Source organism: Psychromonas sp. 14N.309.X.WAT.B.A12, assembly GCF_030397575.1.
Lineage (GTDB): Bacteria > Pseudomonadota > Gammaproteobacteria > Enterobacterales > Psychromonadaceae > Psychromonas.
Genome location: NZ_JAPNXS010000016.1, coordinates 1 through 24,961, shown reverse-complemented (window position 1 = coordinate 24,961; position 24,961 = coordinate 1). Strand labels below are relative to the sequence as shown.

The 24,961-nt window shown below is 38.0% G+C and carries 25 protein-coding genes; 14 read left to right on the top strand and 11 right to left on the bottom strand.

The window, feature by feature from the left end; translation table 11 throughout:
* Nucleotides 1-5: 5 nt before the first annotated feature.
* Nucleotides 6-479, top strand: a complete 474-nt coding sequence (coaD, locus tag OW492_RS16200) for a pantetheine-phosphate adenylyltransferase (RefSeq protein WP_290041494.1) — start codon at nucleotides 6-8, stop codon at nucleotides 477-479.
* A 49-nt stretch (nucleotides 480-528) separates the two neighbouring features.
* Nucleotides 529-2,178, top strand: coding sequence for a bifunctional UDP-sugar hydrolase/5'-nucleotidase UshA (ushA, locus tag OW492_RS16195; RefSeq protein ID WP_290041492.1), 1,650 nt, complete (start codon nucleotides 529-531; stop codon nucleotides 2,176-2,178).
* A gap of 84 nt (nucleotides 2,179-2,262) precedes the next feature.
* Here ushA and mutM read toward each other — a convergent pair whose 3' ends face one another.
* From mutM to radC, 5 genes are all read right to left on the bottom strand, one after another.
* Complete coding sequence (mutM, locus tag OW492_RS16190; protein WP_290041490.1) at nucleotides 2,263-3,075, bottom strand: bifunctional DNA-formamidopyrimidine glycosylase/DNA-(apurinic or apyrimidinic site) lyase; 813 nt, start codon at nucleotides 3,073-3,075, stop codon at nucleotides 2,263-2,265.
* 101 nt (nucleotides 3,076-3,176) lie between these two features.
* Nucleotides 3,177-3,629, bottom strand: coding sequence for a hypothetical protein (locus tag OW492_RS16185; RefSeq protein ID WP_290041488.1), 453 nt, complete (start codon nucleotides 3,627-3,629; stop codon nucleotides 3,177-3,179).
* A 69-nt stretch (nucleotides 3,630-3,698) separates the two neighbouring features.
* The gene (gene rpmG, locus OW492_RS16180) at nucleotides 3,699-3,854 is read right to left on the bottom strand and encodes a 50S ribosomal protein L33 (protein ID WP_025562982.1); all 156 of its coding nucleotides are present in this window, start codon (nucleotides 3,852-3,854) and stop codon (nucleotides 3,699-3,701) included.
* An 11-nt stretch (nucleotides 3,855-3,865) separates the two neighbouring features.
* Complete coding sequence (rpmB, locus tag OW492_RS16175) at nucleotides 3,866-4,102, bottom strand: 50S ribosomal protein L28 (protein ID WP_113820089.1); 237 nt, start codon at nucleotides 4,100-4,102, stop codon at nucleotides 3,866-3,868.
* Between the two features lie 136 nt (nucleotides 4,103-4,238).
* On the bottom strand, nucleotides 4,239-4,916 hold the full coding sequence (gene radC / locus OW492_RS16170) for a DNA repair protein RadC (protein WP_290041486.1): 678 nt from the start codon (nucleotides 4,914-4,916) through the stop codon (nucleotides 4,239-4,241).
* Nucleotides 4,917-5,028: 112 nt separating this feature from the next.
* On the opposite strand from radC, the gene coaBC reads away from it, so the two are divergent.
* The 4 genes from coaBC to OW492_RS16150 all read left to right on the top strand — a co-directional run bounded on the left by coaBC (nucleotide 5,029) and on the right by OW492_RS16150 (nucleotide 8,920).
* A complete protein-coding gene (coaBC, locus tag OW492_RS16165) occupies nucleotides 5,029-6,252 on the top strand; it encodes a bifunctional phosphopantothenoylcysteine decarboxylase/phosphopantothenate--cysteine ligase CoaBC (protein ID WP_290041485.1) in 1,224 nt (407 codons plus the stop codon).
* Nucleotides 6,253-6,471: 219 nt separating this feature from the next.
* On the top strand, nucleotides 6,472-7,074 hold the full coding sequence (gene slmA, locus OW492_RS16160) for a nucleoid occlusion factor SlmA (protein WP_113820092.1): 603 nt from the start codon (nucleotides 6,472-6,474) through the stop codon (nucleotides 7,072-7,074).
* A 16-nt stretch (nucleotides 7,075-7,090) separates the two neighbouring features.
* A complete protein-coding gene (locus OW492_RS16155; RefSeq protein WP_290041484.1) occupies nucleotides 7,091-7,966 on the top strand; it encodes a mechanosensitive ion channel domain-containing protein in 876 nt (291 codons plus the stop codon).
* A gap of 240 nt (nucleotides 7,967-8,206) precedes the next feature.
* A complete protein-coding gene (locus OW492_RS16150) occupies nucleotides 8,207-8,920 on the top strand; it encodes a FadR/GntR family transcriptional regulator (protein WP_290041483.1) in 714 nt (237 codons plus the stop codon).
* A gap of 74 nt (nucleotides 8,921-8,994) precedes the next feature.
* Here OW492_RS16150 and OW492_RS16145 read toward each other — a convergent pair whose 3' ends face one another.
* Together OW492_RS16145 and OW492_RS16140 are read right to left on the bottom strand one after the other, a co-directional pair.
* Complete coding sequence (locus OW492_RS16145) at nucleotides 8,995-11,142, bottom strand: heparinase II/III family protein (protein ID WP_290041481.1); 2,148 nt, start codon at nucleotides 11,140-11,142, stop codon at nucleotides 8,995-8,997.
* 2 nt (nucleotides 11,143-11,144) lie between these two features.
* Entirely contained in the window at nucleotides 11,145-13,253 is a 2,109-nt protein-coding gene (locus tag OW492_RS16140; RefSeq protein ID WP_290041479.1) for a heparinase II/III family protein, read from the bottom strand.
* Nucleotides 13,254-13,811: 558 nt separating this feature from the next.
* On the opposite strand from OW492_RS16140, the gene OW492_RS16135 reads away from it, so the two are divergent.
* Together OW492_RS16135 and OW492_RS16130 are read left to right on the top strand one after the other, a co-directional pair.
* Complete coding sequence (locus OW492_RS16135; protein ID WP_290041477.1) at nucleotides 13,812-14,747, top strand: sugar kinase; 936 nt, start codon at nucleotides 13,812-13,814, stop codon at nucleotides 14,745-14,747.
* A 23-nt stretch (nucleotides 14,748-14,770) separates the two neighbouring features.
* Entirely contained in the window at nucleotides 14,771-15,394 is a 624-nt protein-coding gene (locus OW492_RS16130; protein WP_290041475.1) for a bifunctional 4-hydroxy-2-oxoglutarate aldolase/2-dehydro-3-deoxy-phosphogluconate aldolase, read from the top strand.
* A gap of 70 nt (nucleotides 15,395-15,464) precedes the next feature.
* Here OW492_RS16130 and metJ read toward each other — a convergent pair whose 3' ends face one another.
* The 3 genes from metJ to ygfZ form a co-directional block, all read right to left on the bottom strand.
* Nucleotides 15,465-15,752 (bottom strand): met regulon transcriptional regulator MetJ, encoded by a 288-nt coding sequence (gene metJ / locus OW492_RS16125; protein ID WP_290041473.1) that lies wholly within the window; start codon nucleotides 15,750-15,752, stop codon nucleotides 15,465-15,467.
* A gap of 132 nt (nucleotides 15,753-15,884) precedes the next feature.
* Nucleotides 15,885-18,413 carry a class I adenylate cyclase gene (locus OW492_RS16120; RefSeq protein ID WP_290041471.1) on the bottom strand — a complete coding sequence of 843 codons (2,529 nt, stop codon included), beginning with the start codon at nucleotides 18,411-18,413 and terminating at the stop codon, nucleotides 15,885-15,887.
* Between the two features lie 151 nt (nucleotides 18,414-18,564).
* Nucleotides 18,565-19,542 carry a tRNA-modifying protein YgfZ gene (ygfZ, locus tag OW492_RS16115; RefSeq protein WP_290041469.1) on the bottom strand — a complete coding sequence of 326 codons (978 nt, stop codon included), beginning with the start codon at nucleotides 19,540-19,542 and terminating at the stop codon, nucleotides 18,565-18,567.
* Between the two features lie 223 nt (nucleotides 19,543-19,765).
* Between ygfZ and OW492_RS16110 the strand changes: the two genes are divergently transcribed.
* Both OW492_RS16110 and OW492_RS16105 read left to right on the top strand, forming a co-directional pair.
* Nucleotides 19,766-20,017: a succinate dehydrogenase assembly factor 2 gene (locus tag OW492_RS16110; RefSeq protein ID WP_290041468.1), complete on the top strand. Its 252-nt coding sequence runs from the start codon at nucleotides 19,766-19,768 to the stop codon at nucleotides 20,015-20,017.
* Entirely contained in the window at nucleotides 19,989-20,435 is a 447-nt protein-coding gene (locus tag OW492_RS16105) for a protein YgfX (RefSeq protein WP_290041466.1), read from the top strand. The genes OW492_RS16110 and OW492_RS16105 overlap by 29 nt, the downstream gene beginning before the upstream one ends.
* Here OW492_RS16105 and nadB read toward each other — a convergent pair.
* Entirely contained in the window at nucleotides 20,432-22,060 is a 1,629-nt protein-coding gene (nadB, locus tag OW492_RS16100; protein WP_290041464.1) for an L-aspartate oxidase, read from the bottom strand. The genes OW492_RS16105 and nadB overlap by 4 nt on opposite strands.
* Before the next feature lie 168 nt (nucleotides 22,061-22,228).
* Between nadB and rpoE the strand changes: the two genes are divergently transcribed.
* From rpoE to OW492_RS16080, 4 genes are read left to right on the top strand one after another with little or no spacing between them, the layout of a single operon-like run.
* Nucleotides 22,229-22,807 carry an RNA polymerase sigma factor RpoE gene (rpoE, locus tag OW492_RS16095; RefSeq protein ID WP_290041462.1) on the top strand — a complete coding sequence of 193 codons (579 nt, stop codon included), beginning with the start codon at nucleotides 22,229-22,231 and terminating at the stop codon, nucleotides 22,805-22,807.
* A 9-nt stretch (nucleotides 22,808-22,816) separates the two neighbouring features.
* Complete coding sequence (locus OW492_RS16090) at nucleotides 22,817-23,350, top strand: RseA family anti-sigma factor (protein ID WP_290041460.1); 534 nt, start codon at nucleotides 22,817-22,819, stop codon at nucleotides 23,348-23,350.
* Nucleotides 23,351-23,358: 8 nt separating this feature from the next.
* Nucleotides 23,359-24,369, top strand: a complete 1,011-nt coding sequence (locus OW492_RS16085; RefSeq protein WP_290041458.1) for a MucB/RseB C-terminal domain-containing protein — start codon at nucleotides 23,359-23,361, stop codon at nucleotides 24,367-24,369.
* Nucleotides 24,369-24,806, top strand: a complete 438-nt coding sequence (locus OW492_RS16080) for a SoxR reducing system RseC family protein (protein ID WP_290041456.1) — start codon at nucleotides 24,369-24,371, stop codon at nucleotides 24,804-24,806. The genes OW492_RS16085 and OW492_RS16080 overlap by 1 nt, the downstream gene beginning before the upstream one ends.
* Nucleotides 24,807-24,961 lie beyond the last annotated feature (155 nt).

Below are 24,961 nucleotides of genomic sequence, written 5' to 3'. Positions count from 1 at the left end.
CACCAATGAAAACAGTTGTTTTTCCAGGGTCTTTTGATCCCGTTACCAATGGACACCTTGATCTTATTTCAAGAGCCAGTTGTTTAGCTAAAAAAGTGATTGTTGCTGTAGCGATGAATGACAGTAAAAATCCTTTTTTTAATCTAGAAGAGCGTTGTGCTTTGTTAAAAGAAGCAACACAACATATTGAGGGGATTGAAATTGTCCCATTCAGTGGGTTATTAGCTGAATTTGCTAAACAACATCAAGCCGAAGCGCTTATTCGAGGTATTCGTGGTGGTACTGATGCCGATTACGAAATTCAGCTCTCACAAGTTAATTTCACTTTATACCCTCAATTAGAAACTATTTTATTACCCGCTCATGCTCGTACTGCTTTTATTTCTTCAACCATCGTTAAGGAGGTGTTTAAACACCAAGGCGACATTAGCTTATTAGCACCGAAATGTGTCCAACAAGCTTTTAATAAAAAACAATGAAAATAACACTCTATTTTAAAGTCATGCCATAGGAATAATAATGAGAACAATGACAAAAACACTTTTACTTACCGCACTTAGCTTTTCTTTGTTAGGTTGCAGCAGCGTTGCCGATAAAACCTGGGAACAGGATAAAGTTTACAACATCACAGTGCTTCATACTAATGACCATCATGGTCGTTTTTGGCAAAACCGTTATGGTGAGTATGGCATGGCTGCACGTAAGACCTTAATCGACGGTATTAGAAGTGAAGTTGAAGGGGCTGGTGGTAGTGTCTTGTTATTATCAGGTGGCGACATCAATACTGGTGTACCTGAGTCTGATTTACAAAATGCAGAGCCAGATTTTAAAGGCATGAGTTTAATTGGTTACGATGCGATGGCTATTGGTAATCATGAGTTTGATAATCCTATGGCGATCTTAAAGCAGCAGGAAGAGTGGGCTAACTTCCCATTATTATCAGCAAATATCTACGATAAAAAAACTAATACTCGTTTATTTCAACCTTATCAAATGTTTGATCTAGGTGGAGTAAAAACGGCAGTGATAGGTTTAACAACAGAAGATACAGCCAAAGTGGGTAACCCTGAATATGTTACAGGGATTGATTTTAAAGACCCGACCACTGAAGCGAGAAAAGTGATTGCTGAAGTAGAGAAAAATGAACATCCAGACCTTATTTTTGCTGTGACACACATGGGTCACTATCAAAACGCATTTTACGGTGTGAATGCACCAGGTGATGTGACACTTGCTCGTGCTCTGCCGGAAGGTGCCTTAGATATGATCGTTGGTGGGCATTCGCAGGAGCCTGTTTGTATGGAAGGCCCTAACGTAGTTGATACAGAGTTTAAACCTGGTGATGATTGTGTGCCAGATAAACAAAACGGTACCTACATTATGCAAGCTCATGAATGGGGTAAATACGTTGGACGTGCCGATTACCAATTTAAAAATGGTGTGTTAACACTGGTTAATTATCGTCTTATTCCAGTTAACTTAGTTAAAAAAGTGAAAATAAACGGTGAGTCAAAGCGTGTACTAGTAGAAGACAAAATAGAGCAGGACCCTAGTTTATTAGCCTTCTTAACGCCTTTTCAAGAAAACGGTCAAGCTGAACTAGGTAATAAAGTCGCAGAGAGTAATGCTAAGTTAGAAGGGGATCGTAATATGGTTCGTTTCCAACAAACTAACTTAGGTCGATTAGTCGCTAAAGCACAAAAAGAGCGCGCTAAAGCAGACTTCGGTGTAGTTAACTCTGGTGGGGTTCGTGATTCAATAGAAGCTGGTACGATTACTTATAAAGATGTGTTGAAGGTACAACCTTTTGGTAACCAATTAACGTATGTTGATATGAGTGGGAAAGAGGTGCTTGATTACCTTAATGTTGTTGCTACTAAACCAGTAGATACAGGTGCTTATGCTCAATTTTACGGTATTAGTATGACGGTTGGGGAAACAGCAGTTAGTCACGTTAAAATTAACGGCAAAAGTCTTGATTTAACAGAACAATATCGCTTCTCTATTCCAAGCTTTAATGCCGCTGGTGGTGATGGATATCCTAATATTACTGAGCATCCTGGCTTTGTAAATACAGGTTTTGTTGATGCTGAAGTATTAAAAGAATACTTAGAGTCACACTCGCCGCTTAAGGTTGAAGAATATCAACCAACGGGCGAAATAGTTTATCAAAACTAGTATCGCTATTTAATGATTAACGCATAACGTAATAAAAGCCTAGTGATGAATAATCCTAGGCTTTTTTATTGGGAATAATACTAATCACCGTTGGCAGTTGGCGCAGTACACACTATTACGTGCCGCTAACTTAACCGAGGTTAATGGTGTCTCACAGCTTGGGCATAATTCACCTGTTTTACCATAAACATGCAAGGTTTGTTGAAAGTAACCGGGTTTACCATCGCCCCCCACAAAGTCTTTAAGTGTTGTCCCACCTTGCTTAATCGCTTCGGTTAGTATCTCTTTAATTGCTTCAACTAAGACTTGATAACGTTTTAAACTAATATTATTTGCCGCTCGAATGGGGCTGATGCCTGCTTTAAATAATGCTTCCGTGGCGTAAATATTACCCACACCCGTTACCACCTTTTGTTCCATAATGAACTGCTTAACGGGTAGTTTTCTACTTTTACCGAGTTCATATAATAATGCCGCGGTAAATTCATCAGAAAGAGGCTCTGGACCTAATATGCTTAATAATGGGCTTTCTTCAGGTTGCTCTCCTAACCATAGAATAGCTCCGAAGCGTCTTGGGTCAGTGTAGCGTAACAGGCAGTGATCGAACTCAAAGTCTACATGGTCATGTTTTTGTGGGACGGTTCCTAATTTACAAATACGTAAATTGCCGGACATACCCAAATGAATTAATAAGGTACCCGCTTCAAATCGTAATAATAGATATTTAGCCCGGCGATCAATGGCTAACAGCGTTTGCTTTTCTAATAATGACGGCAGCTCTTTTGGTATTGGCCAACGTAATTGATGGTGACGTAGGGTTATTTTTTTAATCGTTTGCTTGACGATATGCGGGCTAATGCCACGACGGCTAGTTTCTACCTCTGGTAACTCTGGCATGTTTCTCTCATCATTTATTTAAGAAGTAATCATGACAACAATAGCTTACTAGGCTTAATTAGTTAACCGTGTTTTTTAGCAAAGGTGGGCTGGTGGAATGATTATCTGCCAATTAATGAAGTTAGTTTATCAATGGGTAAAGCTAAAAAAGTATCTTCATTAACTTGTAAAATATATTGACCATCCTGCAGCTGATGTAGTTGCACAAGAATAGGTTGCTGTTGTTCGATAACAAAAAATTTTAAGATAAAGTCGGAAGAGGGCAAGGATTGGATATCTAAGACTGCTAACGGAAGAGTTTGCCAGTTATCGACAATACTTTGCAGGTTTTCATTAGAAAGGTTAATACTAGGCTCTCTTTTCCATTCTCGGCCTGTTCGTGTCATTACGAAATCTGGTGTTTGTATTTCAACAATGGTTAGGTCTGGTGAGATAACTGGACGCTGTGGCGTCGAATTTGAAAAGTGCAGTTGTTGACGAAAGTTAAAGATGAAGATAATAAGTAATACGCCAAAGATAAGTACATTATTCCAACCTTTTTTGGATAAGCGCATAAACATTCCTTTTTCTTTAGGTATAAAAAAACCCAGTATAAACTGGGTTTTTTCAAGGTTAAATCAAAATTACTTGATTTTGCCTTCTTTGTAGATAACGTGTTTACGTACTACAGGATCAAACTTTTTGATCTCAAACTTTTCAGGCATGTTCTTTTTATTCTTATCAGTAGTATAAAAATGACCAGTACCAGCGCTTGAATTTAAACGAATTTTATCACGCATTTTTAAGCTCCTTAAACTTTAACGCCATTAGCACGGATATCAGTTAAAACTGAATCAATACCTTTTTTGTCGATGATGCGCATACCTTTAGTAGATAGGCGTAATTTAACAAAACGGTTCTCACTCTCAACCCAAAAACGGTGTGTTTGTAGGTTAGGTAAGAAACGACGTCGTGTACGGTTCTTTGCGTGTGATACATTGTTACCAACAGCTGGACGCTTGCCTGTAACTTGACATACTCTAGACATGTCGAAATTCTCCAAAAATATTAGTTTTACTCGAGCAAAATAGTCGAACACCTTTTTTAGCCGTCGCCAAAGGCGTCGAGGGCGCATTTTATACATCATTAAGATTAAAAGATCAACAAATGTGAAAATAAATGCCCTAAATCCACCCTTTTTCGGCAAATGAGGTGTATTTTCCATCACCAATGATGAAATGGTCTAATATTTTAACATCAATTAATTGCAGTGTATTCACAAGTTTTTCAGTAATATTTTTATCAGATTGACTGGCTGTTGGATCACCTGAAGGATGGTTATGCACAAGAATAATTGCCGCGGCATTTTCCTGTAATACTTTTTGTACGATAACTCTTGGGTGAACATTGGCACTATTTATTGTGCCGAAGAAAAATTCGTGGAAGCGAATAACGCGATGTTGGCTATCTAATAATAATCCTGCAAACACTTCATAAGGATAATCACGCATTTTTGCACTTAAATATTGTTGTGTTTGTGCCGCACTAGTTAATGGGTCGCCCTTCATTAATGGCTCTTGTAGGTAACGACGAGACATTTCTAAAACCGCTTGTAGTTGCACATATTTTGCTTGTCCTAAGCCTCTGTGAGTACAAAATTCACTTTCACAGGCAGAAAAAAGCGATCGTAAGGAGCCGAAATCGGTTAATAGCTGTCGAGATAGGGTCACCACATCAACACCTTGACATCCAGTGCGTAAGAAAATAGCCAATAATTCACTATCGGTTAGGCTACCAGGACCTTGCTGGATCAGTTTTTCTCGTGGCCTTTCTTGTTTTGGCCATTCCTTTATTGATGCCAAAGCAGACCTCCTTAAATAAAATATAGAGTATTAAATCTAGTTTAACTTGTGCATATTGCGTAACATTTTTATGGTATTGTTAGTTTTTTTAATTTAATTTTCCGAGAACCTTATGTCATCAATATTGCCCCTTGCAGGGAAAAAGATATTATTGGGTGTTTGTGGCGGTATTGCTGCATACAAAAGTGCAGAATTAACACGCCGTTTAATGGATCAAGGTGCTGAAGTTCGTATTGTAATGACAGCTTCTGCAAAACAGTTTATTACGCCTTTAACCATGCAAGCCGTCTCTGGGCATGTTATTTATGATGATCTATTAGATCCGCAAGCAGAGGCGGGGATGGGACATATTGAATTAGCTAAGTGGGCTGATTTAATTTTAATTGCACCAGCAACAGCCAATGCCATTGCTCGTTTGCGTTCAGGTATGGCAGATGAGCTATTGACTACTTTGTGCTTAGCGACGCCGTCTCCCATTGCGATAGCACCTGCCATGAATCAACAAATGTATTTAGCACCAGCAACACAAGATAATTTAAGTGTTTTAGCTGAACGTGGTGTTTTCATTTGGGGGCCAGGGCAAGGTATACAAGCTTGTGGAGATATCGGCCCTGGCCGTTTATTGGAGGTGCCTGAATTAGTTACATGCTGTTGTGAATTTTTTGCGCCTAAAGATCGAAGCTTAGCTGGTGTAAATATAGTCATTACCGCTGGTCCTACACAAGAAGCTATTGATCCTGTACGTTATATTAGTAATCATAGCTCAGGTAAAATGGGGTTTTCGTTAGCCAATGCAGCACATAGTATGGGCGCAACTGTTACCGTGATTGCTGGACCAGTTAATTTAACATTACCAACGGCTATAAACCGCATTGATGTTAAAAGTGCAATGGATATGCACCAAGCTGCGTTAGCTTCATTAGCGTCGACCGATATCTTTATTGCTTGTGCTGCTGTGGCTGATTATCGTACTGAACATATTCATACTGAAAAGATGAAGAAACAAACAGATACCGATTCAATCACATTAACTTTAGTAAAAAACCCAGATATTATTGCAGATGTAGCGAGTGCTGCGGATCGACCTTTCTGTGTTGGCTTTGCCGCTGAAACGAGTGATGTTGAAGCCTATGCAAAAGGTAAGCTTGAACGTAAAAATCTTGATCTAATAGCGGCAAACGATGTTTCTGTTGGGACACAAGGTTTTAATAGCGATAATAATGCGTTAACGGTGTTTGCTAAAAATAAACGCTTTGATATTGGTTTAACCAGTAAAAAAGAAGTGGCAAAACAACTGCTTACAATCATTGCAAAAGAGTATCAACAGCGCTCTTAAGATCATACGCATGACATAAATTAAAGGTAAGATCTGGCCGCTAGTTAGCTAGCAGCAGGGGATACCTATTTAATTTTTATAGCTATTTATATTAAATTAATACCTTTCGTAGGAATAAGTGAAGTACATAGGGCACTTATTAATGCAATGGGTATAACAACTGGAGACCAGTTTTGGGGACTCAGGAAAACAACAACGATAACAAAGGAAGTTATTAAGATGGTTGCAAAAAATAATAATAAAAAAGCCAATAGAAAGGATGATATTTTAAGTGCTTTAGCGATTATGTTAGAAGGAAAGCCAGGGCAGCGTATAACTACTGCGAAATTGGCTGCAGAAGTAGGTGTATCGGAAGCCGCTTTATATCGCCACTTTCCAAGTAAAGCTCGTATGTTTGAAGGGTTAATCGACTTCACAGAAACCACGGTGTTCACTCAGATCAATTTGATCAAAGAACAGCAGAAAGATACTTTTGTACGTATTGAACATATTGTTCATTTCTTATTAGGCTTTTCTGAAAGAAATCCTGGTATCACACGTATTTTAAGTGGTGATGCCTTAGTAGGAGAAAATGAACGGCTACAATTACGTATAGAACATGTTTTTTCTAAGTTAGAAACACAGTTAAAACAAACATTGCGTGAGAGGCCAACCTCTGATGGACAAAAGTTCACTACAGATGAAGGCATATTAGCGAACCTATTATTGTCTTATGTAGAAGGGCGAATGAGTCAATTTGTACGTTCTCAATTTAAACAAAAACCTACACAACACTTTAAAAACCAGTGGCAGTTTTTTTATAAACAGCTAACACAAAGCTAAGTTAAGGAGCAATATAATGTCAGAAGAAAGTGGAGCGGTAAATGCTGTTGCCGAAGCTATCGAGAAAAATGTAGATATACTCAACAATAGCGTGACTTGGTTTGCTGATAATCAAGATCTGATTATTGGTTATGCTTTAAATATTTTTTTTGCTGTCTGTACCCTCATTATAGGGATGATGGCCGCGCGCTTTATTGCTGGTACTTTGCATAAAATATTAGGTAAGCGTGGTTTTGATAGCACCATCGTAGATTTTGTAACACGCATGGTGCGTTACGTGATTGTTGCCTTTGTTATCATCGCATCACTCAGTAAGTTAGGGATTGAGACCACTTCATTTGTTGCGATTATAGGTGCCGCAGGTTTAGCTGTTGGTTTAGCATTACAAGGGTCGCTTTCTAACTTTGCATCAGGGATCTTAATTATTGCATTACGTCCATTTAAAGCGGGTGAGTATATTGAAGCGGCGGGTACAGCGGGTGTAGTTGAATCAGTACAAATTTTCTCAACCACTCTCACTAGCCCAGACAATAAGTTTGTTGTTGTACCTAACTCTGCCATTCTAGGCGGTAATATTATTAACTATTCTCGTAAACCAACACGACGTATCGATTTAGTGATTGGTGTAAGTTATAACGCTGATCTCGCTCAGACTAAAGCGGTATTAGAATCGGTATTGAATGACACTAAAGGTATTTTACCAACACCAGCTCCAACTATTGCTGTTTCAGAGCTAGCGGACTCAAGTGTTAATTTAGTCGTTCGCCCATGGGTTAACGGTACTGATTATTGGCCAATACGTTTTCAGTTAATGGAGTCTATTAAAAATGCTCTTGATGAAGCAGGTATAGAAATTCCATATCCACAAATGGATGTCCACATGGATAAATAGATATTAACTTTGTATCTTTTAAAGCCAGCCTTTGTGCTGGTTTTTTTGTTTTTATATGATCGCTATCTTATTAAAACCGGTTTTGAATTCAAAAAAGCCTCCCTAGCTCTCTATAAAAAAATATTTTATAATTTAAAATCAGAGAGATAAGTGATTGTTAATTGAGCTGTTAGTTGTTTGTATCTAAGCCCTTGTAATTATCATATAATAACGATTGATTTATATACATGAAGAGACATTATGCATAACCCATTCATACAAATTTCTGGTTCCAAGCGTAGTTTACATGTCCAAGTGGCACGTGAAATTGCGAGAAAAATATTATCTGGTGAAGTTGCTCAGAATGAGATTATTCCTAGTGAAATGGTATTATGTGAGCAGTTTAGTGTAAGCCGCACTGCCTTGCGTGAAGCGATTAAATTATTAACTTCAAAAGGTCTATTAGAATCTAAGCCTAAAGTTGGAACGCGTGTTAAAAGTCGTGATAACTGGAATTTCTTAGATGCTCAATTATTAGATTGGGTTATTGATTTAGGTGATAATGCATTCGTATATCAAGAGTTTCTTGCATTACGTAAAGCGATTGAACCAGAAGCGGCGGCTTTAGCTGCACAGAATGCAACAGCTCAACAGCGTATTTTGTTATCTGCTACTTTCCAACAAATGGATTACGTGTCTAAAAACTTTGATGCTGCACAATGGATGGAAGTGGACATGGAATTCCATCGTCTCGTCTTTCTTTCAACGGGAAATAGCTTTTATCTGCCTTTTGCTAATGTGCTATGTACTATGTTTAAAAGCTTCATTAGTCATTCGTCCGAAAAGGGTGGGACTTGTATCGGTGAACATAGAGCAATTTATTCGGCTATTATGGCTGGGGATGCTGAAAAAGCCCGTGAAGCAAATAAACGCTTGTTAAGCACAACCAACCACCGTTTACCAACTAGTAACTAATAGTAAAGGTAGACTTTTGCTAAAAAGCCGCGCTAAGTTAATTCTTAACGCGGCTTTTTGTTTACTACTATTTCTTAAATAATAGAGACTGCTCCAGTCCAGGTGATCTGTTCACCATTGATGGTAATGCTTGTTATTGTTTCAGCGTTAACACCAACTTGATTGTTAACACATACTTTTAGTTGCTTCTGATCACTTAAGTGAATCATGACTACTGATGCTTTGTTATCACTGTGAAGCACTTCTACAGACTCCACTAATCCACGAGCATTTAAGCTTGCTTCAATAGCTTCGTTGAAATAACCGTGTGTTTCATAGACATTAGCAAATAAATGGTTAGCGGCTTTCTGACGAAGAATAAATAGCGGTTCATTACGTAAGTTGAAATCAGGATCATTAGCGCCGGTTCGCGCAAAGATAAATTCGCTGTTTTCATTAGCGCTACTAATTAATGAATAATAAGTATTACCCATTAACCATGTTGTTAACGAAGATTTCTCTATTTTACCTTGCCCAAGATTCCATAAGTGCTGATAACCAAATGCATCACCTAAGGTGTTAAGGCTTTTGTTCGCTTCATAGTCAAAGTCATTACGAATGATTTGTCCTTGGTAATGAACTGGATAATCGTAGCTATGTTCCTCCTCACTGATTAGGCGGAATAGATCAATAATCAATGGTTTTTCAAAGCCTTCTAGTTCAGCCATGATCACCGTACGCTGTTGATCAATACCTGGGTAATAATCACGAGCATAAGCACTCATTGCTTGAAGTTTTTGATCATCTAATAACGTAAAATGTTGTTCACCAAAATGTTGTTGAGCTATCGCCGTTGTGCCTTGGTTTTGACTTGTTTGGTCAACGACTACCGTATTATGTGCAATGGTTTGCTTACAATAACTGGTATTTTCAGGGATATAACGCCCCCCAAATTTAGGTTCGATATTTACCCAGCGACCGTAACCGTAATCATTAATAAATTCTTGGTTATTGTTGAATAAGCTAAGGTGTAAGCCATCAAAGTGACCATGGTCTAAAGCTGAGTGTAATTTCGCATCACTACCGTGTTGTCCATACCAAAGTAGTGCCATGCTATCATCAGCTTGTGTATCTCGGTGACGTAAAATAGTCACGCCACCACACTCACCTTCAGCCCCATCACTTAGACTTAAACTACCCCAGTTAAAGTTAGGGACTTCAGCGTTATCTTGCAGAGCATTAGATAATGTTGCGCCGGTATTATGCACCCAAACTTTACCCTGATGCTTAGCCATGGCTAATAATGTTTCATTTTGCTCGTAACGATCGAAACAGATATTGGTCGCCAGTAAAATACCGAGATCCTTGATATCCATGGTACGAGATGAGTCATTCAATGCAGGTAAGGTACCATTTGGGAAAGCCGTTGACATTACCGCATAGGCAGTCGTTTTAATCACTTCATCTTTTAATTGATAGATACCTATCTCTGGTTGGCGACGTTCAATGGTTTCAGCAAATAGGAAAATAGGGCGCAGCGAAAAACGATGGTAATAAGGACCTTCCATGTAGTAACCATCAGGTGAAAAAAGCTGCGTTAATTGCGCAATAAAGCCACCAGAGACACTATCACCTTTTAAACCATAGATAGCTTTATCTACCGTTGCTTGGTCGTTAATGGCATAAGCACAAATACCAGCACTCGCTACAGACCATAAACCGTGATTATGGATAATGTCAAAATTCTCAGCATAAGTTTCAACAAACATCTCAAGCATGACTTTGAACAAATCATTTTCAATCAACTGTTGTTGCTGTTCAGTTAATTGATGACGGATACAAGAGTAAGCGCAGGATGAGTATAACATCCACATATTTTCATTGAGCGTTTGATGAAATAGACGGCCCGGTTTATTTGAATCTCGGCTAATGTTTAATTCACGATATTTATAAACCTTTGCATACTCAATTAACATAGTGGTTGCGTAATCAAGGTAACGTTTATCTTCAGTAATCAGATATAAACGACCAGCTAGGTCTAAATGGATATAGTTTTGTTTATGACGGTTGTGTTCATAACCGCCAGCTTCGCCGTGGCCTGGGATCTCAATACCGATTGGCATGTAAGCTTCAAGTGCGTCAATTTCTTCACTAATAGAAAGGCCGATTAACGAGTCGCTATCGACATATTGACGTAATTCGGCTGCTTGTTCATAGCTCATTAAAAGGGGTTGATAACTCATGATTAAGACCTCTTACTTTCTACAACTAAGAAACCTTTCCAGCTGTACGTTTGATGATTAAATTCGATAGTTGTTTCACTTGCTGCTGTTGCGTCTTTGGCGTTGTTGATCATCACGATTAATGCGATATCGTCACCTAATACTTCAATCACAGAGGCTTGTTCATTGAAGCCAATAATATTAATGGTGTGTATTTTTCCACGTGCATCTAAACTTGCTTCTATAGCTTCATTAAAGTAACCGTGTGTTTCGATGACATTAGCGAATAAGCTATTTTTTGCATTACGACGTAGAATCAAACTCGTTTCACTGCGTAAATTGAAGTCAGGATCATTAGCCCCTGTGCGCGTAAAGAAGAGCGTGTCGTCAGCTGAACTTGCACTTAACCAAGTGTAATAGCTACTACCTTGTAACCAACTCACTAAATTAGTGTCTTGGCCTTTGCCTTCACTTACATTCCATAGGTGCTGATAACCTGCGTCATCACCCATTGGGTTGAGTGTGGCATGTTGTTTATGTTCAACGTTAGTGCGAATGATTTGGCCTTGGTATTGTAGTGAATAATCATATTGATGTGCTGTATGGCTGCTTAAACGGAACAAATCGATTAATAATGGCTGTGTTAATTGCTCATGTTCAATTAATATTAGTGAACGTTGTTGTTCAACACCTGGATAAAAGTCTTCAGCAAAAGCGCTCATTGCTTGTACTTTGCCTTCACCGATAAAGAAGTGTGGTTCGCCGTGTTTACTATCAGCAAGCTCAACATCAAAGTCATTCTGACAACCTGCATCAACGGATACTAGATTGTGTGCGATAGTTTGACGCGCGTATGATTTGTTTTCATCAAGATATCGACCTCCGAATTTAGGCTCGATATTAACCCAGCGACCAAAACCATAATCACGTAATACTTCCTGATTATTGTTAAAGTAGGTCATACCCAAGGTATCAAAATGTCCATGGCCCATACCATGTTGGCCATAATTCATCACTAATTGGCTGATATCTCCTTGTGAATTTTGCATTCGGATAAAGCCCTGTGCACCTTTATCTCCATCAGGACCTTCATTCAACTCAACACTCGGTAAGCAAGGTACTTCAACCGACGTTTGTGCTTGGTAAGCTTGTGATAAGGCAACACCACATCCACTGATCCAAATTTGCTCCTGAATGTTAGCAATACCGTATAGATTAGTGTCTTCCGGATAATGCTTTGCATATAAGCTGACGGCAATCACCACACCTTCATCTTTAATGTCCATACTTTTCGATGCATCATTTAATGAGGGAAAGACGCCATTAGGGTAAGCCGTTGATAATAGAGATTGGATAGTTTTACCGATCACCTGACCTTTAAAATTAAAGATATCTAGCTCAGGGCGGAAACGCTGAGTTAATTCTGCAAGTAAACATAAAGGGCGAATTGCGTAACGGTGATAATAAGGCCCTTCAATGTAATAACCTGAAGGAGCAAATAGGTTGCTTAATTGCGCTAAAAAACCACCTTGGATATCATCGCCAGCTAAACCATGTAACGCTAAGTCGATATACTTTTCTTGTCCTATTGCTGCACCACACGCGGCTGTTGCAGCAACAGCCCAGACACCATGGTTATGAATGCGGTCAAAGTCAAAGTTATACTTAACCGTAGCTACTTCTAGCATAGGTTCAAATAATTGTTCCACAATATACTGACGTTGTGCTTCCGTTAACCAATGCTTAATACAGCTATAACCTAGGCTCGAATATAATAACCAAACATGCTCGTTGAGCATTTGGTGAAATAAACGCCCTGGAGGGTTAGTATTACGCTGTTCTTGAAACCCTAGCACTAAATACTTCTCTGCATATTGAGTTAACAATGCCGCTGCAAACTGGGCATACTTTTCATCGCCGGTAATGAGAAATAACCGTCCAGCTTGTTCGATATATTTATAGTTCTGTTGGTGCTTATTATGTGCATAACCACCTGCAGGGCTATGTCCTGGAACGTCTATCGGTAGCTTTAGGTAATTATCGGTATCTTGAATTAAAGCATCTAGGCTACGGCCCATTAAACTTGTTTTTCCTAGCTGTTGTTGAATGGCTTCAATTTCTTGTTGATTCATCAGAACGGCGTTAACAGTGGAGAGCATTATGACCTCGCTACATATAAAGTGGATAAAAATTGCTTAATAAAGTAATACAAATAAACCTTAAAATCACTTTTATTTTTTAATTTTTAAGGATGAGCTCTCTATTTTTATATTTTAAATAACTCTTATAAAGCCAGAACCTTTTATAATTTAGCTTCTTCAACTATTGATTTAGCTTACTTTTTATTACCTCTCTACAATAAGCACCTAAGCGGGTTGGCTGAATTTAGCTCACTTCGTCTTAATATTTATATTAGATAATTATTTTGATTGTGATGTAGGTGGATGATCTGGATCACACATAGTGCCTTTTTGTATTACAAATCGGGTTGTGTGATGTACAATTTTTAACTTATAAGTTGTATTAATAAGATGCAAATGCATTGCCGACATTTTTGCGTGTTGATGCTGCAGTTGATCTTAATACCGCGCTTTATATCGAGTGCATCAAGCGTACGCTATTCGCTGCAACAGATTGAGATAGTTAAGTACAAAAGACAATGAATCCATTTTTTATAATAGAGGTAGCAAATGGCTAATTTCAATATCGCTTTGATCGGCGAATGTATGATTGAATTACAGGAAGTAAATGGCGTTTTACGTAGAAGCTTTGGCGGAGACACTCTAAATACAGCTGTATATTTGTCACGTTTAACATCAGGTAAAGATGTAAATGTTAGTTACGTTACTGCCTTAGGTGAAGACAACATAAGCCAAGAAATGATTGATGCTTGGAACAAAGAAGGCATTGATACACAATTTGTACAACGTTCTGAAATGAGACAACCTGGTTTATATATGGTTGAAACAGATGAAACAGGTGAGCGTAGTTTTTTATATTGGCGTGATGCTGCGGCGGCTAAATATTGGCTTGAGACAGCAAGTGATGAATATATTGAATCGTTATTGAAACAAGATGTTATTTACCTTTCAGGCATTAGCTTAGCGATATTGCCCCCTGCTAGTCGTGAAAAGCTTTATGATCTTTTGGCTCGTTATAAAGCGGCTGGTGGTAAAGTTTATTTCGATAATAACTATCGACCTAAGTTATGGGATTCGGCTGAAGAGGCTGCTGAAGGATTTAAACGTATTCTAGCTGTTACTCATACTGGCTTACTAACATTTGATGATGAACAAGCATTATTTGGTGATACAAAAGTTGAGCAATGTATCGAGCGTACACGTGCATTAGGTGTTCAAGAAATAGTGATTAAACAAGGTGGCGGCGAATGTTTGATCATTACTGCAGATGATTCAATTAGTGTTGCAGCGCAAAAAGTAGATCCTGAAAATGTTATCGATACTACTGCAGCCGGAGATTCTTTTGCCGCTGGTTATTTGTCAAAACGAACTTTAGGTGGAACAACTGTTATTGCTGCTGAAAAAGCACACCAAGTAGCAAGTACTGTGATACAGCATAAAGGTGCAATTATTGATATGAAATACATTGCCCCATTTGTAGATTAATCATTCATATTTAGGATAGTAAAATGACAACATTAAATGAAAAATTACAATCACTCAAAGTGATTCCTGTTATTGCCATTAAAGATGCTAATGATGCTGTGCCATTAGGTAAAGTATTAGTTGAAAATGGCATGCCTTGTGCAGAAATTACATTCCGTACTCCAGCTGCTGCACAATCAATTAAAAATTTACGTGAAGCGTTTCCTGAAATGTTAATTGGTGCTGGTACAGTACTAAATAGTGAAACAGTTGATTTAGCGATCGATGCTGGTGTTGATTTTATCGTTAGCCCAGGTTTTAACCCAACAACGGTTAAATACTGTCAACAACGTAACATGCCAATTATTCCAGGTGTTAACAATCCATCATTAGTTGAACAAGCAATGGAAATGGGATTAACGACGTTAAAGTTTTTCCCTGCTGGACCATCGGGTGGCGTGGCAATGTTAAAATCATTAACTGCGGTTTATCCAGTTAGCTTCATGCCAACAGGTGGCGTATCGCCAGCGAACATCAACGACTACTTAGATATTAATGCGGTATTAGCATGTGGTGGTACGTGGATGGTACCTGCTGATCTGATTGATAACCGTGAATGGGAAAAGATTGGCGCATTAGTGAAAGAAGCGGTGGCTGCGTTAAAATAATTGCGATCGTCAAATTAGCTTAGTTGAAACCTCAATGAGCATCGCTTATTGAGGTTTTTTATTGATGAATTTATTTAGCTGACTTGCTTAAAGTCTCTGAAATATTTACATTTTGGCTTTTATCAAGTTCTTCATCTTCAGGTAAAGGCTGACCGGTATAAGCGTGCAAAAAAGCTTCGCACAACAACTCACTGTTGGTTGCGTGGCGTAAGTTATTTACCTGACGACGAGTACGTTCATCTGTCAATATTTTCAATACCTTAGTTGGTATCGACACAGTCACTTTTTTTACCTGTTCACTTTTTTTCCCGTGTTCGGCATAAGGACTAATATATTCACCGTTCCATTGTGTTGACATAGCAATAACCTTTTAAAAAATATGCTTTATTTTACCTCGATAAATTAAACATGGCAATCTATACGTAAAGAGGGCTAGAAGTCCATAATTTAAAAGAGGATAGTTGAGTAGGAAAATACTTAACGAAAGCGTTTATTGTTCGTTAGCAGGAGTTAATGCAGAAATTAAGTCCTGTGCAGAAGCCACTAAAGTGCTGCTTTTGAAGGGGTTAAGCGATAAGGTTTTATCTTCATTTAGTGTAATATCATAAAACTGCGGCAAGTTGAAATTAATCTGTTCCGCTTCTGTATTAGATAAGTGATTATTAGAAGTATAAAAACGATTAACATTTTGTACAAATTCATTTTTTGAACCTGCAAAGTTTAAAAATGTTTCTACATCATTTTCTGCATTGGCAATATAAACGTTAAAACCATTATGGTAATTTTCAAAGAAGAATTGTATTAAGCCTTCACTAATGTGCGATTCAATTACATCAGCTGTTTGGTCATAATGTGTGGTTTTTAAATTCAATGAGCTTGCAGATAATTTTTTATTAGAGATATGACTATAAATGTCCACTGCACTTTCTAAATGCTGCAATGAAACCCCTTTACGTTCAAAGTAAAATCCAAATTTTCTACCGCCAGTCCACAATGTTTGTACAGAACGAGTGTGTACGGTGTGCAAACGTAACTGAATAAACTCATTCAGTTTACTACCGAATGATTGGCAAATTTGTTCACTAAAATGGCGACTATAGCAAAACAGATCAATCTGTTGAGGAGGTGAAGCATCTTGATGCATTTTTGACAAGATAGTATTTAAAGCTTCCACTACTGAGAACTGACTATTAAAGTGTAAAGTACGCACTTCATTCCATGAATTACGGTAGATAAAATCGATACTGCCAATTAGGCTCTCTTTATGCTCGCCATAGGCCATTACATTATCGATCTGGTTTAATTCACTCTCTTCTGTATCTTGCCAGTGTCGTGTTGGATCTTTTTCAACATTTAAAAAAATGGATAAATGTTTAATGGCACAAGGTTCACTCAGTGCTTTATCACTTGCTTTAGGGACATAAATTGGAAATACAGCATATAAATCTTTAGCAAATTGATTCAGGTTTTTATCAACGAGATCTGACCCTTGATTATATAAATGTAATGTAGTGTCTTCATCATATAATCCATTCACATAACTCCAAGCTACTAGCTTAGATAAATAAGGCGAATACCCAAGGTTTGGTGTAGATGCTAACTCAAATGGATCGAGTGTACTATTAAATAAGTACCAACCAGCCTTATTTTTGCGATGTTCTGGAATCTGAATTAGGCTGAGATCATGCTCAATCAAATTAGGTGAAATATTAGGGTTAATAATATCTACTTTACCAGGTAGTGTTTCATGTGCTGCATAAAGTTTTCGAGACAAAATACCGATATCTTCAGCACTAATAGATTCACTAATATCATTCACTCGAGCAAATTTGATCAAATTACTGTAGCTCAGCATCAGTGCATCAAGTAATAGGTGATTAGCCTGTTTTACTTCACGTATCTTCCAATTATTACGATTGTCTAGATCGATAATTTGATTTGCAGTCCAACCCCATTGCTTGACTAGTTTATTTAAAATAGTGCGGCGCCAAGCATTATGTTCATTATCACATTGCTTAGAGAGCATCTCTTCTGTTTTAAAATAGAAACAAACACGTACGAGCTCTAAGCGTTGTAGATCATTAATGCTAATTAAATAATTGCTTACTTTATCAAGCATCAAACAATAAGGGTCAAGATGTTCATCGTAGAAATCTTGCTCTTGGAAGCTTTTTTTATAAGAAGTGGATATCAGCTCTGTATTAGGGTATTCCCACGAATAAGCTTCCATCAAGATAGTTTTTAAGGTTGCTTTGTAAGGATTATCGATCCCCTTATAAAGTTGCCATAATGTAGCGCCAAACAACTCCTCTGCCGGCACGCAATGTAAGCCGCCAAGGTCTAGCCAGTCATCAGGGTTTATTTGGCCGGTATCATATAAGTTTTTTACATAATTATCATAATCATGTTCATGCTCATGTGGAATTTGTCGCCATAGAATACGACGGCCAGCAACACGCAATGACGTTCGGTAAAATTCATCTAACAACAGCATATGTTGCGATGTACCGCAGGACTCATTACTCATTGAGGCTTTGTTTGTTACTCTGAACTTGTTATCAGGGATTAGGAAGAAGTTTAACTCTACTCCTAAGCTTTCAGCCCAATAGGTTATTTCCCATGACTTTTTATTAAGTAAAGCAACACGGTCTGGATCTAAGGAATGCTCGTAACAGATCCAAATATCAAAATCACTTTCAGAGCATTGCCCGATAGATGAAGTACTGCCCATAGCATAAAGGCCAATGATCTCAGCTTGTTCTACTGGATAATCAGGAACGACTGAAAATAATTGCTGCGCAAGTGCTTGATGTTCTTTCGTTGGATTAAACTGGCTAATACCAGCGGGGACGTCGCCTTTGATGTAACCCGGTAAGCTAGGCGCATTGTAATGGAATAATAATGGACAAATTTGAAACACATTTGCTTCATCTTTTTTCATTAATGCGAGAGCAGATCTAACGCGTAGACGAGAAAACTCATCGGATTTATCGCGTAATTGAATGATTTCTTGGCTCAAGCTGTGTTCCATCAGTACAGGTATTAGTGTTAATTCAACCTTATAAAAAGTGTGAGCATCATAGCATTAATTCTTGTTATTGGTAAATATAGTGTAAATTGGCTCAATCTAGGAATGGGCAAGCCCTTAATAAAATTAAGGGCAAGTTAATTTAGTCTTCTACTATTTGGTAGGGTAGCGGTGCGTAATAAAGTGTTGACCCGTCTAACTCTTTAATTTGGAATATATCTTCTTGATTGGTGTCTTTTGGTAATACAGCTAAGACCTCAATATGACCATCACCATATTGGCTAGCAGAGACAACAGTACCGACTCTTTTCCAGTTATTGTTTAATAGTACTTCCACCGTTTGACCTGCGGCAGGGCATTCAGTTGAGCGGCCTGTCAAAATAAACATAGCGCGCTTATTGGCTCCACGGTATTTCGCTCGTGCTACGGTTTCTTGACCAATGTAGCACCCTTTAGTAAAACTAATGCCGTTTAACGCCTGTAAATTTAGCATTTGAGGAATAAACTGTGCTGCCGTTTCCGCTGTTAAAAAACCAACACCCGCTGCGATGTTCATAGCATTCCATAAGCTATCGTCAAAGATTTCTGCTTTACCTGCTAAGTCTTTTACTAATGCATCCGCCACATCGTTTTTCATCACTGCAAGGTAACGTAATGAAGGGTAGGGTTGTTTAATTAGCACTGTACCTGTTTCTAATAAGCGACTGGTATCATGAGTTGCTGCGGTATCAACCTCTTCTGCAATATACTCTGCTGACTTGCGACCGGCTAAACCTAATATTTTATATTCTGTTTCTTTCTCAATAGTTACTTTAGAGAAAGCGGCATACTTTTTAAGTTCTGGTAATTGTATTGCAGATACAGAGTTAGGTTGAGTGAGTAGAATACGATCTGCCAGTATAATGACTCGTGCGATAGTCCATGCTTTACCTTGAGGGTTACAATGCGCTGCTAATGTTTGCTCACCTGGTGCTAACTGGGTTAAGTCACAAGTAAGTTGTCCTTGTAAAAACGTAACACGGTCTTCACCTGTTATGCTGATCAAGTCCCAGCTATCGAGTGGACAGAGAACAAGAACGGGTAATTGACTGATATTCTCAAGTTGGCTAAGTGTTAGCATGTTTGGCCTCATTTATGGACGAATGTGTTTTTATACAATGTTATCGCCAATAGTCTATTTTACAACTGATAAATTATGCTATTGATGTCATACACTGGATATTTATCAGAATAAATAACTGACTAATATAGTCGCTTATAATAAGCTACTGGCTTGTTTCAAATTTTATACGGATAAGTTGATCAATAACTTAACGTTTTCATTTAAAAAGGAAGGTTTAGTCATGCTAAAAGAGGTTCCTCTTTCCCGTTTAATATGGGCTTGTCGTCGTGGTATGTTAGAACTCGATGTGTTGTTAATGCCTTTTGCGAAAGAAGCATATACTGATTTAAGCGATCAACATAAGTTGTATTTCCAACGTCTATTAACCTGTGAAGACCCTGAATTATTCGCTTGGTTTATGGGACATGAGCAATGCCCAGATCCGCAGCTTGCTGAAATTGTCAATGTCATCCTCAAGCGCGTTAAAGTATAAGTTAACAACCACTCCGTCACTTATCGCCAAAGTCTTGGCGATAACCTTATTACTGTTCAGTGCCATTATATTATTGCTGTTATGGGGGATTGGCTGGCTAAGTGCAATCTTCTTATTACTTTATATTGTTAGCTCAGTTTATTTTGTTCACTCATCAGTACAGCATCCTTTTACTTGCTTAGTTGCTGATGGTGGCAATATTGAAATAAGTAAACCTTCGCGGTTAGTTGGTGCGATTAATAAGCGTTCTTTTTATAATGATTGGGTTATATTTTTATGCGTAGAGCAGGTGGATGCGTTGCTAGTCGAAGTAAAACACGATAATCCTAGAAAATGGTTTATCGTGTTTTATGATAGTGTGGCAGAGGAAGAGTACCGGTTACTTGCCCGATTAATTAACACTGCTCACACCGATTAGTCCTTATTAGGATTTAAAATCGTAGGTTTAGGGTTTTCACCAAGATTAGGGTGGTCTAGGTTATAATGTAAACCACGACTTTCTTTTCTTTGTATTGCACTTTTTATTATCAATTCAGCGACTTGTACTAAGTTTCTTAACTCTAATAGGTTATTACCTACTTTAAAGTTACTGTAATACTCAGTGATCTCGTGTTGTAATAATTCAACTCGGCTTAAGGCGCGTTGTAAACGTTTATCAGTACGAACAATCCCAACATAATCCCACATAAATAAACGTAACTCGTGCCAGTTATGTTGGATCACAACTTGCTCGTCAGAGTTTTCAACTTGGCTATCATCCCAATCAGGAATTTTGGCAAACTTTCTTTGTTTATAAAAAGGGATGCGGTTAATGATATCTTTTGCACAAGCGTGTGCGTAAACAATACATTCTAATAACGAGTTTGATGCTAATCGATTCGCCCCATGTAATCCGGTATAAGTCACTTCACCAATGGCATATAAACCGTCAATATCGGTTTGACCATGATGATCGATCATTACACCTCCACAGGTATAATGTGCAGCAGGAACAATTGGCATTGGCTGCTCAGCAATATCTAAACCTAATGATAAACAACGTTGATATATAGTAGGGAAATGTTTAATGATAAAGTCTTTTGGTTTATGGCTGATATCGAGGTACATACAATCCACACCTAAGCGTTTCATCTCATAATCAATCGCTCGTGCGACGATATCACGTGGCGCTAATTCACCTCTATCATCAAAGTCAGGCATAAATCTTGTGCCATCAGGGCGTAGTAATAAAGCCCCTTCACCACGCAACGCTTCAGTTAATAAAAAGTTCTTTGCGTCTGCATGGTATAAACAGGTTGGATGAAATTGATTAAACTCCATATTGGCTACACGGCAACCACTACGCCAAGCTAATGCAACACCATCGCCACTAGATACATCAGGGTTACTAGTATATTGATAAACTTTACTTGCACCACCTGTCGCGAGCGTTACAAAGTGTGCGTTAACCGTTTCCACTTGCTCCGCTTTTCTATTCCAAACATAAGCACCTAGTACACGGTTGGCAGGCAGATTTAATTTACGAGTTGTAATTAAATCAATAGCATTATAGCCTTCCATTAAGGTGATGTTAGGGTGTTTTTTAACAGCGCTTAATAAAGACTCTTCAATCTCTCTTCCTGTGGCATCAGCTGCATGCAATATGCGACGATGTGAATGCCCACCTTCACGAGTTAAATGATATTGCGTTTCTGATTGATCATTGGTTTCGGTATCGAAATCAACACCCGTATCAATTAACCATTGCATGCTTTCTTTGGCGTTAGTCACGGTAAAGTTGACCGCATCTTCATCACATAAACCGGCACCGGCTATTAGCGTATCTTTAAAATGTGAGTCAGTACTATCATCATCAGAGAATACTGCAGCAACTCCACCCTGCGCATAATAGGTTGATCCTTCAGACAAGCTACCTTTACTTAATACTCTTACATTGCTGTGATCTGCAATTTTTAAGGCTAGTGATAAGCCCGCGGCACCTGCTCCAATGATTAGTACGTCACAAGTGTATTGATGTTCAGGTGTTGTTTTATTCTCTGCCATGGCATTATATGCTCTGTTTTGGGTAAAATAATGTAACTAACATTTCGAGTAACTAGAGAGTTTATCCAAAAACATCATTGTTTTGAATTAATTTGGAACTTTCTTTTTTTATAAAAGTCATATCTGTGAGAATTGATAGCTCACTATAAATATAGGTAGAAAAGCTCAATGAATGAGCGTGAATTAGATTTACAGTTAATACAACGTATACAAAATGGTGAGCAACAAGCATTTGCATTATTAGTACGTAAGTACCAGACGCGTGTGGCTAATATATTAACACGTTATGTGCGCAGCTCAGGTGATATTCCTGATGTGTCGCAAGAAGTGTTTATAAAAGTATATAAATCATTACCCAACTTTAGAGGTGATAGTGCTTTTTATACTTGGCTATTTCGCATTACGGTTAATACTGCAAAAAATTACTTAACCAGTCAAAGCCGTCGTCCGCCTGCATCTGACATTGATGCTGAAGAAGCTGATAGTTATGACGGTAGTGGCGCTTTAAAAGATGAAGATAATCCTGAGTCAATTTTACACTCTCAGGAAGTTAAGCAAGTCATCTTAAAAGTGATTGGTGGTTTACCAGATGAGTTGAAGTCTGCGATTACTTTGCGCGAACTTGAAGGAATGAGCTATGACGAAATTGCACAAATTGAAAATTGTCCAATTGGTACCGTCCGTTCACGTATCTTTAGGGCTCGTGAAGCAATTGACAAACAACTCAAACCCTTATTAGAAAATTAATTGGAATTGATGATGAAAGAATATTCACAAGATCTATCATCGCTCATTGATAATGAGTTTGATGACCAAGAGATCATCGACGCAGTACTTGGGGATGTTGAATTACAACAACAATTCTCAAGATACCAACTAATTGGTGACGTTCTCCGTGAAGAAAGCGATGGCTTAGATTTACGAGTTGATGTGACTGATAGTGTAATGGCAGCGATTGCTGGCGAAATGCAAGATGATAATGTTGTCCCATTAACAACACCTGAAAAACAAGATACTAATGTTGTTCCGTTTATGAAACGTTTTGGACAATATGCAATTGCTGCATCTGTAGCTGGTGTAGTGGTAGTAAGTAGCTTAATTGTAAACCAAGACAATGCAACTGATGCAAGTTCAACACCTGTACTGAATACAGTACCGTTTGGTGGAGCAGCTGCACCGGTAAGTTTACAAGCAACACCTGCACAAACAGAAAATGATATTAAAGAACGTAATGAACGTTTAGAAGCGTTAATGAAGGACCATCAGTTACAGTTGCAAACAAAACCTTAAGGTTAGCGATGAAACATCGATTATTTTTAGTTGCGTTAGTTTCACTAGCATCATTAATAGTGTCACCGCAACTAATGGCGAGCTCTGAACAAACACAATCTCAAGTCGTAAAAACAGAGCCAACAGATTTACCGTCCGCTTTAACTTATTTAAATAATATGAAGCAAGCTTATAATAATTTGAATTATACGCTGCTTTATTTAAATACAGCACAGAACCAAATACAGCCTAAACAGCTTGTTCATGGCATTATTGATGGCAAACGTATTACCTATTTTACTTACTTAAATGGTACAATGCGGGAGTCGTTACAATTTGATGGAAAAATTAGCTTCTATCAGCAAGGAAACCAACCTTACAGCTTACTAAGCCATCAAGACCAAAGTGTATTTGCCGATATCGCTAACTTTGATTTTAAAAGTGGTAATAGAAGTTACGAATACATTATCCTAGGTAAAGATAGAATTGCCGGTAAAAAAGCCATCGCGATCCGTATGATCAGTAAAGATAATTACCGTTATAGCTATATAGTGTGGTTAGATCTAGATAGTTATTTACCGTTGCGTTTAGACATAATTAACAAGTCTAATGTAATATTAGAACAAACCATGGTTGTTTCGATGAGTATTAGTGAAACAGTCAGTCCATGGATAAAGCAATTAAGTACCCAAGCTACACCAGATATATTAAACTTACCGCATAACACCACTACGGAAATAGCTGATTGGAATGTCGATTGGTTACCTACAGGTTTTAAAGTAATTAAAGACGATCAACATAAACTAATGATGCATGATACTGATCCTGTCTCTTATCTTATGCTTAATGATGGAATAGTCAGCGTTTCAGTATATATATCAAGTAAAAAAGCATTGTTGGCCGATCAGAAAAATATTATACAACGTGGTGCAACACTTATTTATACAAAACAAATTGATAGTGTAGAAGTCAATATTATTGGCGAAATCCCATTAGTCACCGCAGAAAAAATAGCGGCTTCTATCAAACCGGTGAATTAATGTTAAAAGAAACTGGCCGTATTATTGAAATTACCGAAGTAAATGGTGAGAAGAGTGTGATCGTAGAGTGCATCTCTAAATCCGCATGCAAATCTTGTAGCAGCAATGATAATTGTGGTGTTGGTGTAGTAGCGAAAGGCCTTAGTGATAAATCTCATCAAATTTCCATGCCTTATAAAGAAGGTATGGAGGTTAATAAGCAAATTGAATTATTAGTCGATAACAAAGATATTGTGCAAAGTTCTTTAGTTGTTTACATCATTCCGCTTATCTTATTTGTTACCACTTGCATAATAACTAATCTATTAACTGATAATGAACCCCTTATTATCATATTTTCTTTATCTGCATTACTTATTGGTAGCGTGATTGCTAAATTACTTTCTGCGATCCTTTATCCAGCGAATAGCTTAAACAAGATGATAAGTACAAAATAACAGCACAAAAGCGTGTTATTTCGAGCAGTTTGTTTGTTAATTAAGCGGTCAGTAAAATAATCAAAAAAAACAGCAATAAACGCTTGCTTACCTTTCGAAGATCCCTATAATGCGCACCCACAGACACGGGACGGAACGCAAGTTACCCAGCGAGT